This window comes from Neorhizobium sp. SHOUNA12A (assembly GCF_023006505.1).
Taxonomy (GTDB): domain Bacteria; phylum Pseudomonadota; class Alphaproteobacteria; order Rhizobiales; family Rhizobiaceae; genus Neorhizobium.
Map to the genome: position 1 here is coordinate 1 of NZ_JALBGV010000131.1, position 11621 is coordinate 11621.

An 11621-nucleotide genomic window follows, 5' to 3' on the forward strand; every position below is an offset into this window, starting at 1 on the left:
CGCGCCGGCGGCGCGCGCCTGCAACGCCTGCGCCCGGCCGATTTCGCCGCCATCCGCGGTGACCGCGGCATTGTTCGACATGTTCTGCGGCTTGAACGGCATGATCTTCAGGCCGCGTAGCGTAAAGGCGCGGGCAAGCCCGGCCACGACCAGCGACTTGCCCACATCCGAGCCCGTTCCCTGAAACATCAGCGCCCGAGCTGGCTTGACCCCAACCATGGCTAAAACTCGATGCCGGCCTGGGCCTTCACGCCCGCCTTGAAGTGGTGTTTGACCAGCGACATCTCGGTCACCATGTCGGCGGCCTCGATCAGCGCCGGCTTGGCGTTGCGGCCGGTGACGACCACATGCAGATCCAGCCGCCGTGCCTGTAACGCGGCGACGATCTTGTCGAGATCGAGATAGTCATAACGGAGCGCGATGTTGAGTTCGTCGAGGATGACGAGCCCGATCGTCTCGTCCGCCATCAGCTCGAGTGCCTTTTCCCAGGCCTTTTCCGCCGCGGCGACGTCGCGCTTCAGGTCCTGGGTCTCCCAGGTAAAACCCTCGCCCATCGTGTGCCAGACGACGCGGTCGCCGAAGACGGCAAGCGCCGGCTGCTCCCCGGTCGACCAGGCGCCCTTGATGAACTGCACGACGCCGACCCGGCGATTATTGCCGAGCATGCGCAGCGCCAGGCCGAAAGCCGCGGTGGATTTACCCTTGCCCGAGCCGGTATGGACGATGAGAAGACCCTTTTCCTGGGTCTTCTCTGCCACTTCCGCATCCTGAACCGCCTTGCGGTTCGCCATCTTGGCGCGGTGACGCTCGACGGACGCCTCGTCGATCTCCTTCACCGGGAGACGAGCTTCGCCGAAGATCCGGCAGAAGCCTCCTCGCCAGCGCGGAACTTTTCGCGGACGACACCGGCCAGCGCACCGAGCACCGCCCAGAACACCAGGTTGGTGGCATAGACGGCGTTGACGAAGCGGGCATAGAGATCCATCGGGACGGCCGTTTCATGGCTGGGCGGCAGCGGCGCGCCGACCAGATGCGGGGCGATCAGCAGCACGACCGCAAGCGCTGCAAATACGGCCGAGCGTGTGTAGGCGAGCAGGCCGAGACCGATTGCCGTGCAGACAGCCGTCGAGACCCACCAGATCTGGCGCGGACCGAGTTCCGCGGCCGGCATGCCGGGCAGTTCCGGCGGCAGGCCGAGGCCGGGCGCGAGGATGACGGCGAGGAAGCCGGCAATGCCGAACATCAGGCCGCCGCGCCAGCCCCTGAAGCCGCCGAACGCTTCCGAGGCGGCGATGAGGACAAGGGCAAAACCGATGGCCGACAGCATGTCTGCGGCAGCAGTATAGATGAAACGCTCAAAGCCATCGGCGGGAGCCCAGGCCTCTTCGCCGTGGTGATGCTCGGCGGCGGATACCGTGGCACCTGCGGCCGGTGCAGCGTCATGGCTGTGGCCCGCCTCGGGCGCGGCATTTTCGAACACTTCCGCCTGCAGGATCAGCGGCACGGTGGAGAAGCTCTGCATCACGGTAAGCAGCAATCCGGACAAAAGCCCGGCGATCACCGCCGTGAAGACGATGTTGCGAAACAACGACATTTGGGAGAACTCCTCAGTGGCAGGGGAAGGCGAGCGAGTGGCGCGTGTCATGCGCGGCATTGTGGACGACTTCCAGATGCGAGAAGCCGACAAAGCCAACGATGAACAGGCCGAGCAGGGCCGTCATGCTGAGGGGAATGATCTTCGAAGCGGAAATGGTGACTGCAGCTGCAGCAGAATTCAGTACCATGGTCTCGTCCTTTCGCCCTCCACCCGAGGGCCGTTCACGTTCTTTGCCGCCTCTGGCAGGTCTCCTGGCTCGCGGATCAGACGCCTTCTCCCGCCTTCCCAGGAGTCCGTTGGCCGGATTTCCCAGTGGCTTGACGGCCGGACGGCCGTTTTGGTCGAAGACTTTCCGCTTACAGTTGCGGGGGCAGCCGCGGGTTGGACGGCGGAATTCCGTCGCACCGCATTCCCTCTAAAACCCTTTCGGGCACCATAGGCTCGGTCACTATAGACGAATTCGGCGTCACGGCAATCGCCTTTGCGACGCATTGACATGGGCCTGCGACCGGGCTTACTTGAAAGGAGATGGTCCCTTTCCGGCAACGGGGAGGGCTAAGAGAGAATGCGGTGCGATCCCTTTTTCAGGATCAATGCCGCGGCTGCCCCCGCAACTGTAGGCGGCGAGCCATTGCCTAAAACGGCCATTTGGCCGTCAAGCCACTGGGAAATCCGGCCAACGGACTCTTGGGAAGGCAGGCAAATGGCGACGACCCGCGAGCCAGGAGACCTGCCGTCCGATTAATTTTGCTTCACCGGGCGGGGTGCTCCGGAGGAAGTTTCTCGATCACCGCAGAGGGATTTCGACCTTCTGCTCCGCGCCCCGATTTTTCGACCCCGGCGGGAACGCGGCTGACCGATGAGTGACCACCGACCAGATGATCCGGCAACCGCCGGCGCGGCAGATGTGACGATTTTCGTCTGCACCAATTGCCGCGACGCGTCCGACGGCGAAATCCGGCCGGGCGTCGCGCTGATCGCAGCGCTGCGCGAGGCAGCAAGCGGCAAGCCGCTTGCGATCAAGCCGGTCACCTGCCTCGCCAATTGCGAAAAAAGCCCGAGTGCCGCCTTCAATCATAAGAGCGGCTGGTCCTATGTCTTCGGCCATCTGTCGCTCGACAATGTCGAGGACATCGTCACCGGCGCGATGATGCTGGCCGAGGACGAGCGCGGCTTCCTTCCCCTTCGCGGCCGCCCGACCTGCCTGCGCGGTAAGGGCATGACGGCCCGTATTCCACCCTTTCATCATCACGAGGACATGCCATCATGAGCGTTTCGTTCGACCGCGTTCCCTGCACCGTCGTCACCGGGTTTCTGGGAGCCGGCAAGACCACGCTGATCCGAAACCTGATCGAAAACCTGAAGGGTAAGCGGCTGGCGATCATCGTCAACGAATTCGGCGATGTCGGCATCGACGGAGACGTCCTGAAGGGCTGCGGCATCGAAAGCTGCCCGGAAGACAACATCATCGAGCTTGCGAACGGCTGCATCTGCTGCACCGTGGCGGACGATTTCGTGCCGGCGATCGACCGTATCCTTGCCATCGAACCCCGCGTCGATCACATCCTCATCGAGACTTCCGGCCTCGCGCTGCCGAAGCCCCTCGTCCAGGCCTTCCAGTGGCCTGACGTGAAAGCCCGAGTAACGGTCGACGCGGTGATTGCCGTGGTCGACGGACTGGCGCTCGCCGAAGGCCGCGTCGCGGACGATCACGAGGCGCTGGAAGCGCAACGCGACGCGGACGGTTCGATCGACCACGACGATCCGGTCGAAGAAGTGTTCGAGGACCAGGTGGCCTGCGCCGACATGATCGTGCTCACCAAGAGCGACCTTCTGGATGCCGCCGGCCTCGCGACCGCCAGGGATCGCGTGTCCGCCCATCTGCCACGTGCCGTGAAAATCGTCTCGGCCGCCAATGGCGCCATAGATCCCGCCGTGCTGATCGGTCTCGGTCTTGCCGTCGAAGACGATATCGAAAACCGCAAGACCCACCATGACGACGAACTCGACCACGATCACGACGATTTCGACAGCTTCGTCGTCGATCTGGCCGCAGTCACCGATGCCGAACAGCTCGCCGCCCGCATTTCTGCGACCGCGGAGGCAGAGAACGTGCTGCGCATAAAAGGCTTCGTGGAAGTCGCGAACAAGCCGATGCGCCTGCAGGTTCAGGCGGTAGGATCGCGCGTGAACCATTATTTCGACCGTGCCTGGGCACCCGGCGAAGCGCGGACAAGCCGCCTTGTCGTGATCGGCGAAAAAGGCATCGACCGCGCCGCGATCGAAAGGATGCTGGCCGCATAAGTAGGCCCAGAGGGAAGGATGCACATACTCGCCACCACATCGTCGTCGCTTGACGACCTCATCGAACCGGTCGACCTCAATCAGTCGCCGGCCGACGTGGTGGTGCTGTCCTTTTCCGGCAGCGACCTGAACGGCATCGCGGCCGTCTGGAATTCGGCTGGGCACGGCGGTTTGGATACCCCCCTCTGGCCTGCCGGCCATCTCCCCCTCGAGGGGGGAGATCAGCAAGACGCACCCGCCTCCCTCAAGAACCAGCGTCGGAGTGAGGCGTGGCGCGGCCACGATTCGATCTCCCCCCTCGAGGCAGGGCAATCGCATATGGAAAAAACGTCGTTCCGGCGTGGAATCGAACCGAGAACAAAGCCGAATCGAACCGAGTCCGATTTCGTGATTTCTTCCAAGGATTCGTCTTTCGTTCTTCCATATGCGATTCCCCTGCCCCTCGAGGGGGAGATGGCCGGCAGGCCAGAGGGGGGTGACCACGGTAGAAACGAGCATCAGCGGTCCTCGACCCTCCGCCTCACCAATCTCTCCGATCTCCGCCATCCCATGTCGGTCGATCTCTGGGTGGAGAAGACGGCTACCCATGCCAAGGTCATCCTCGTGCGCATTCTCGGCGGATACGACCGCTGGTCCTACGGCGTCGAGGAGCTTTCGCGTATGGCGAAGCGGAAAAAGATCGCGCTGGCGCTGCTGCCCGGCGAATGCAGCATCCGCGACGAACGGCTGACCACGGCCTCGACCGTTTCGGAAGACCGGATCACCGGCATCCTGAGCTGCTTCCGCGAAGGCGGGCCGGCCAATATGCGGCTTCTGGCGAAGCTCCTGACGACGCTGGCCGAGGGCAAAACGGAACCGCTGCCGCAGGCGGCCCCGGTGCCGAAGACCGGCTATTACGCGCCCGGAAAAGGCATCGTCGAGGCCAACGACCTGCTGGCCCGCTTTGCGCCGGATGCGCCACGCTTGCCGATCCTGTTCTACCGCTCCATGCTGCTTGCGAATGACGCGGCGCCGATCGACGCACTGTTCGAGGCGCTGAAAAAGCGCGGTTTTGCACCGGTGCCAATCTTCGTCGGCGGACTGAAGGAACCGGATGCACTGGCCGTCGTCGAACAGGCCGTCTCTGATCTGAAATCCGCAGCCATCCTTTCCACCACCGCCTTTGCCAGCGGCACGGACGGCAACGGCGAAACGATTTTCGACCGCACCGGCGTGCCGGTCTTCCAGATCGTCGTTGCCACGACCCGCCGCGATGGCTGGACGGAAAACCGGCGCGGCCTCAACCCCGCCGACCTCGCTATGCACGTCGTCCTGCCCGAGCTCGACGGACGTATTTTTGCCGGTGCGATCTCCTTCAAGGCCGGCGAAAGCTCCGCCAACCTCGTCAATCAGCCGGAACCGGACCGGGTCGAACAGGTCGTCGACCGTATCGCCGCCTTCCTCCGGCTCAAAACCACGTCACGGCCCGAGCGCAAGATCGTCATCCTGATGCCGGATTATCCGAGCGCGCCCGGACGTACAGGTTATGCCGTCGGCCTGGATGTGCCACAGAGCGTGCTCGGCATGCTGCACGAATTATCGGTAGCCGGCTATGCTGTTTCAGATATCCCTGAGACTCCGCGTGATCTCCTCGACCGCCTGAGTGCCAAATCCGCCGGCCACGCACGCTCCGCCTACGTTCCCCTGACCGTTGCAGAGGCTGCGTGGGGCGGGCCCGAAGCCGATGAAGACCTCAGGGACGGCACTTTCCGTTTCCGCGCCGCAACCTTCGGCAACATCACCGTCGCGCTCGCGCCCGACCGCGGCCGCAATGCCGATCGACGCGCCGACTATCATAGCCCGGACCTGCCCCCGCGCCCCGCGCTGATCGCCTTCGGCCAATGGATGCGCGAAACGCTCGGCGCGCATGCGATCGTCCATGTCGGCGCGCACGGAACACTTGAATGGCTGCCGGGCAAGACCGTGGCGCTGTCGAAGGATTGTTTTCCGGAGATCGTCACCGGCGGCCTGCCGGTCGTCTATCCCTTCATCGTGTCCAATCCGGGCGAGGCCGCGGTTGCCAAGCGGCGGATTGCCGCCGTCACCATCGGCCACCTGCCCCCGGTTCTGGCCGGCGCCGGACTTTCAGACGAACAGAAGAAGCTGGAACTGCTGGTCGACGAATATGCGCAGGCCGACGGGCTCGATCGCCGCCGTCGCGACCGGCTGGCCAAGCTGATCGTCGAGACCGCCCGCAATACCGGACTGGCGGGCGAGGCCGGCGTCTCGAACAGCGACGATCCGGATACGGCGCTCACCCGCATCGACGCATTTCTCTGCGATCTCAAGGACTTTTCGATCAAGGACGGCCAGCACGTCTTCGGTCAGGTGGCGCCCAGCGATGATGACCTGTTGCGCATCCAAAGCGCCGAGACCGAACGACAGGCCTTGCTCGACGCACTCGACGGCAAGCACATCCGCCCAGGCCCATCCGGTGCCCCGGCCCGCGGCCGCCGCGACGTCATGCCGACCGGCCGCAACCTCTTCGCCAGCGATCCACGCACGCTGCCGACGCCGACCGCCTTCGAACTCGGCAAACGCGCCGCGGATGAAATCCTGCGGCGTTATCTCCAGGATCACGGCGACTGGCCGAAAAGCCTCGTCTTCGATCTCTGGGGCAGCGCGTCTCTGCGCAGCGGTGGCGAGGAAGTTGCCCAGGTTCTGGCGCTGATGGGGGCGAGACCCGTGCAGGATAGGGCGACAGGCCGCGTCACCGGCATCGAAGTCCTGCCGCCGGCAGCGCTCGGCCGCCCGCGCGTCGACGTGACGCTGAGGATTTCCGGCCTGTTCCGCGACATGTTTCCGGCTCTCATCGCCCTGCTCGACGCCGCGATGCGCGCCATCGCTAGCCGTGAGGAAGCACCGGGCGACAATCCTCTGGCTGAAGAGGCACAAACGCTCGGGCACGTCCCCTCACGCATCTTCGGCTCGGCACCGGGCACCTACGGCTCCGGCATCGAGGAAAAGCTCGCCGATGGCACTTGGGGCGAACGCGAGGAGTTGGGCCGCATCTATCTCGATGCGACAAGCCATTCCTTCGGCGGCGCGGAGGGCGATGCCAGCCACGTACCCGGCCAGTTCGCAAACCGCATCGGCACGGCCGATCTGCTGGTCCATACCGGCGACGATCCGGGCCGCGACCTGCTGGACGGCTCGGCCGATGTCGCCTTCATCGGCGGATTTGCGGCGGCCGTTGCAGCACTCGGCGGCAAGGCGGATGTGATCGCGCTCGACACGACCGATCCGCAAAAACCTCGTGCCCGTTCGATTTCCGAAGCGGTAACCCGCGTGGTGCGCGCCCGCGCCGTCAATCCGCGCTTCATCGCCGGCCAGATGCGCCACGGCCCGCGCGGCGCCGCAGAACTGGTGGAGACGGTCGACCGCCTGATCGGTTTTGCCGAAACCACCCATGCCATTCCGCAATCGCTGATCGAAGCGACCTACGACGCCTATCTCAACGATGATAGGGTCCGCGACTTCCTGCTGAGCCAGAACCCGGAAGGCGCCCGTTTCATGGCCGAGCGGTTCCGCTCGGCGCTTCGCCGCGGCCTCTGGCATCCCCGCCGCAACGCGGTCGACGCCGAGCTCGAAATGCTCACCCGGGAGAAGGTCGCATGACGGCACTCTCCCTCGATCGAAGCACGCTGGATATGCGCCGTGGCGCCTGCCCCGCCCTGTCCGCCCCGATGCAGACCGGCGATGGGCTTCTCGCCCGCGTCGCGCTGACTGACGCGATCACCCCGGCACAGCTGGCGGAGCTCTGCCGGTTGGCGCGGCACCATGGCAACGGCGTTCTCGATATTTCCGCCCGCGGCAACCTGCAGGTCCGGGGACTGAGCGAGACCTCGGCTCCCGTTCTCGATGCCGATGTCCGCGCGCTGGACCTGCAGCTTCGCGAGGGACTTGCTGTCGAAACTCCGCCCCTGGCGGGGATGGACGACACCGAGATCGCCGATCCGCGCGCCATAGCCGAGGCGATCCGCCAAGGCGCCCGCGACATCCCCGGCCTTGCTCCAAAGATGTCGGTGGTGGTTGACGGTGGCGGACAGCTCAGGCTTTCCGACCTCCTGGCCGATATCCGGCTCACCGCCGTTTCCAGCGATGAAGGCATCCACTGGACCCTACTTTTGGGCGGGACCGAAACAACCAGTCGCGTTTTCAATGTGTTACGTGAAACAGAGGCCGTCTCCGCCACTCTGGCGCTGCTTCGAAAGCTCGGCGAAAAGGGACCTGAGGCGAGGGGACGCGATCTCGCCGCCGGCTTGCCCGTGCACGATGCGCCCGGCCGGACAGCCTCGCCTTTCGGCACCTTCCGCCTCTCCGGCGACCGTTTCGCCGCAGGCATCGGGCCGGCCTTCGGTCAGGCAAGTGCAGAGACCCTGATCGCTCTTTGCGACGAGGCCAAGCGATTGGGAATACAGTCCCTGAAATCGGCCTTCGACCATTCGCTCCTGTTTTTTGGCGCTCAAACCGCCTGCGAAGCGCTCACCGCTTTTGCCGGCAGCAACGGCTTCGTGACCTCGCCGAGCGATCCGCGTTCGGCGATTGCCGCCTGTCCCGGAAGTCCCGCCTGCAATTCCGCGAGCGTCGCCACCCATGAACTCGGCGCCAAGGCCGCGGAAGATTGCGGCGATCTGCTGGACGGCTCGTTCAAGCTGCACGTGACCGGCTGCCCCAAGGGCTGCGCCCATCCGCAGCCGTCGGCTCTTGCGCTCTGCGGGACGGTCGCCGGCCTTTCGCTCATCGCCGGAGGAAAAGCGGCTGACAAGCCCTTTGCCTCGGTCGCTTTTGCCGATACCAACAACACCCTTCGCCGCATCGCCGATCTTGTCCGAGACGAAAGGCGCGCCGGCGAAAATTCCGCCGCCTGCCTCGCCCGTTTGGGATCGCGCCGGCTTGCTGCGGCCGTTACGTCAGGAAGATCATGAACAGTTACGATTACATCCGCGAAGGCGACGCGATCTACGAAAAGTCCTTCGCCATCATCCGCGAGGAAGCGGACCTCTCGCCCTTCTCGTCAGAGCAGGCCGAGATCGCGGTGCGCATGATCCATGCTTGCGGGCTGGTCGAGGCGGCTCAGCATTTCCGGTTTTCGAAGGATTTCGTTGCCCAGGCGCGCGGCGCGCTTCACGCCGGCAAGCCGATCTATTGCGACGCCGAGATGGTGGCGCACGGCATTACCCGCGCGCGCCTGCCGGCTCACAACCAGGTGATCTGCACGCTGCGCGACAGCCGCACGATCGAGCTTGCCAAGACGCTTGGCAACACCCGCTCGGCTGCCGCGCTGGATCTCTGGGACGAGATGGAAGGCGCAGTCGTCGCGATCGGCAATGCGCCGACCGCGCTCTTCCGCCTGCTCGAAATGCTCGACGCCGGCGCACCGCGCCCGGCTGCCATCATCGGCATGCCGGTCGGTTTCGTCGGTGCGGCGGAATCCAAGGAAGCGCTGATGGAAGCGACACTTGGTATTCCTTATGCGATCGTGCGCGGCCGCATGGGCGGCTCGGCGATGACGGCTGCCTGCGTCAACGCACTGGCGAGGGCCGGACTGTGAACGCCGCGCTCATCAAGGGCAGGCTCACCGGCGTCGGCACCGGACCCGGCGACCCCGAACTGCTGACGCTGAAGGCGGTGCGTGCGATCCACGAAGCGGACGTGATCGCCTTCTTCTGCAAGAAGGGTTCGAGCGGCAACGGCCGCGCCATCGTCGAGGCACATATCCGGCCAGGTACGCTCGAATTGCCGCTGGTCTATCCGGTCACGGTCGAGACCCACAAGGACGAGGCCGATTATCGCGGCCCGATCGCCGATTTCTTCGACCGCTCCGCGGACGACATCGCCGCGCATCTCGATGCGGGCAGGCACGTCGCCGTGCTGAGCGAAGGCGACCCGCTGTTCTACGGATCCTACATGCACCTGCATGTGCGGCTGGCCGACCGCTACCACGCGGAAGTCATCGCCGGCGTCACCGCCATGTCCGGCTGCTGGTCGATGACCGGCATGCCGCTTGTCCAGGGCGACGATATTCTAAGCGTGCTGCCCGGAACCCTGTCCGAAGAGAAGCTTGCGGAGCGACTTGAAAACACCGACGGCGCAGTGATCATGAAGGTTGGCCGCAACCTGCCAAAAATCCGCCGGGCGCTAGCCTCCGTCGGCAAGCTGTCCGGAGCGCTCTATGTCGAGCGCGGCACGATGGCGAACGGCGCAGCACAGCGTCTGGAGGAGCGCGACGAGAGCCCTGCACCCTATTTCTCGATCGTACTCGTGCCTGGCTGGAAGACGCGGCCATGACAACGGGTTCGTTGACTGTTGTTGGCCTCGGTCCTGGCAATCCCGACCAGATGTCGCCAGAGGCGGCCGCCGCAGTGACGGCTGCGGAGGATTTTTTTGGCTATTTTCCGTATATCGACCGTTTGAACCTCCGCCCCGACCAGCGCCGCCATGCATCCGATAACCGGGAGGAACTGGCGCGCGCCCGCGCCGCGCTCGAAATGGCGGCGGGCGGAGGCAAGGTCTGTGTCGTCTCGGGCGGCGACCCCGGCGTGTTCGCCATGGCCGCCGCGGTCTGCGAGGCGATCGACGAAGGTCCGGCCTTATGGCGCGAGATCGATTTTTCTGTCGTTCCCGGCATTACCGCCATGCTGGCCGTCGCGGCCAAGGCCGGTGCGCCGCTTGGCCATGATTTCTGCGCCATCTCGCTTTCGAACAATCTGAAGCCCTGGGATGTGATCGAGAAACGCCTGATCGCGGCGGCGACGGCCGGGTTCGTGATGGCTTTCTACAACCCGATCAGCAAGGCGCGCCCGCATCAACTCGGCGAAGCCTTCGATATCCTGCGCGCCCATCTGCCCGGCACCGTGCCCGTAATCTTCGGCAGAGCGGCCGGACGGACGGACGAAGTCATCCGGATCGTGTCGCTTGCTGAGGCGGCAGGCGACATGGCCGACATGGCGACATGCGTGATCGTCGGCACCGCGGAAACGCGGGTGATCGAGCGGGAGAACCAGCGCCCGATCGTCTATTCCCCGCGTTATTTCAGGGGCGCCGGCGCATGATCGAGCCAGGTGAGCATCTCCTCCACGGTCTCGACGGACGGCACTTCCGGCAGGTCCGGACGGCGGATCAGGATGACATCGATACCAAGTTCACGCGCGGCTGCGATCTTGCCGTAGCTCGCCGGCCCGCCGCTGTTCTTGGCGACAATCACCTCGATGCCGTGGTCCCGCAGAAGCTGGGCCTCGTCCGCCTGCTCGAAGGGGCCGCGCGCGGTCAGATAGACGGCGTTGGGGACGGAAAGCGCCGGTTCGACCGGATCGACGCTGCGGACCAGATAGGCGTGTTGCGGCGCGGCCTCGAAGGGCAGAAGTTCCTGCCGGCCGAGCGTCAGGAATGCTTTTCGCGGGACCTCTCCCACGGCATTGACCGCATCGGCGACACCGTCGACTTCGCTCCAGCGGTCACCGGGCTGTCTCTGCCAGGCCGACCGTCGCAGGGCGACAAGCGGAACGCCGGAAATCTCGGCAGCTTCGGCTGCATTGCGGGAAATCCTCGCCGCGTAAGGATGCGTCGCATCGATCAGGATCGAGATGCCTTTTTGGCGGAGGTAGGCGGCAAGCCCTTCGGCACCGCCAAAACCGCCGACACGCACCGGCACGGGTTGCTCGGCCGGCGCGCGTGTGCG

Annotated in this window: 11 protein-coding genes, 1 pseudogene and 2 riboswitches; of the genes and pseudogenes, 7 read left to right on the top strand and 5 right to left on the bottom strand. The window is 65.0% G+C overall.

Translation table 11 applies throughout. The annotated features are described in order from the left end of the window. The 4 genes and pseudogenes from MOV63_RS30580 to MOV63_RS30595 form a co-directional block, all read right to left on the bottom strand. Positions 1–219, bottom strand: a pseudogene (locus tag MOV63_RS30580) (cobyric acid synthase CobQ); the annotation flags it as partial. 2 nt (positions 220–221) lie between these two features. Continuing rightward, positions 222–836: a cob(I)yrinic acid a,c-diamide adenosyltransferase gene (cobO, locus tag MOV63_RS30585; RefSeq protein ID WP_293411412.1), complete on the bottom strand. Its 615-nt coding sequence runs from the start codon at positions 834–836 to the stop codon at positions 222–224. After that, complete coding sequence (locus MOV63_RS30590) at positions 833–1594, bottom strand: CbtA family protein (RefSeq protein WP_247039422.1); 762 nt, start codon at positions 1592–1594, stop codon at positions 833–835. Before MOV63_RS30590 ends, cobO begins: the two co-directional genes overlap by 4 nt. A gap of 13 nt (positions 1595–1607) precedes the next feature. Next, positions 1608–1784 carry a CbtB-domain containing protein gene (locus MOV63_RS30595; RefSeq protein WP_038591377.1) on the bottom strand — a complete coding sequence of 59 codons (177 nt, stop codon included), beginning with the start codon at positions 1782–1784 and terminating at the stop codon, positions 1608–1610. Between the two features lie 36 nt (positions 1785–1820). Then, positions 1821–2050: riboswitch (cobalamin riboswitch) on the bottom strand. A gap of 59 nt (positions 2051–2109) precedes the next feature. Continuing rightward, positions 2110–2350: riboswitch (cobalamin riboswitch) on the top strand. 106 nt (positions 2351–2456) lie between these two features. Here MOV63_RS30595 and MOV63_RS30600 point away from each other — a divergent pair. The 7 genes from MOV63_RS30600 to MOV63_RS30630 all read left to right on the top strand — a co-directional run bounded on the left by MOV63_RS30600 (position 2457) and on the right by MOV63_RS30630 (position 10995). Beyond that, complete coding sequence (locus tag MOV63_RS30600) at positions 2457–2867, top strand: DUF1636 family protein (RefSeq protein ID WP_247039424.1); 411 nt, start codon at positions 2457–2459, stop codon at positions 2865–2867. Further along, positions 2864–3901: a cobalamin biosynthesis protein CobW gene (gene cobW, locus MOV63_RS30605; protein WP_105404381.1), complete on the top strand. Its 1038-nt coding sequence runs from the start codon at positions 2864–2866 to the stop codon at positions 3899–3901. Before MOV63_RS30600 ends, cobW begins: the two co-directional genes overlap by 4 nt. Positions 3902–4354: 453 nt before the next feature. Then, entirely contained in the window at positions 4355–7558 is a 3204-nt protein-coding gene (gene cobN / locus MOV63_RS30610) for a cobaltochelatase subunit CobN (protein ID WP_258719351.1), read from the top strand. Continuing rightward, positions 7555–8868, top strand: a complete 1314-nt coding sequence (gene cobG, locus MOV63_RS30615; RefSeq protein WP_247039426.1) for a precorrin-3B synthase — start codon at positions 7555–7557, stop codon at positions 8866–8868. Before cobN ends, cobG begins: the two co-directional genes overlap by 4 nt. After that, positions 8865–9494 carry a precorrin-8X methylmutase gene (locus MOV63_RS30620; protein WP_247039428.1) on the top strand — a complete coding sequence of 210 codons (630 nt, stop codon included), beginning with the start codon at positions 8865–8867 and terminating at the stop codon, positions 9492–9494. Before cobG ends, MOV63_RS30620 begins: the two co-directional genes overlap by 4 nt. Next, positions 9491–10231, top strand: a complete 741-nt coding sequence (locus MOV63_RS30625; RefSeq protein ID WP_247039429.1) for a precorrin-2 C(20)-methyltransferase — start codon at positions 9491–9493, stop codon at positions 10229–10231. Before MOV63_RS30620 ends, MOV63_RS30625 begins: the two co-directional genes overlap by 4 nt. Continuing rightward, positions 10228–10995 carry a precorrin-3B C(17)-methyltransferase gene (locus MOV63_RS30630; RefSeq protein WP_247039430.1) on the top strand — a complete coding sequence of 256 codons (768 nt, stop codon included), beginning with the start codon at positions 10228–10230 and terminating at the stop codon, positions 10993–10995. Before MOV63_RS30625 ends, MOV63_RS30630 begins: the two co-directional genes overlap by 4 nt. Here the strand turns inward: MOV63_RS30630 and MOV63_RS30635 are convergent. Further along, a partial coding sequence (locus MOV63_RS30635; RefSeq protein WP_247039431.1) for a cobalt-precorrin-6A reductase occupies positions 10971–11621 on the bottom strand: 651 nt, incomplete at its 5' end. The two genes, MOV63_RS30630 and MOV63_RS30635, sit on opposite strands and share 25 nt — an antisense overlap.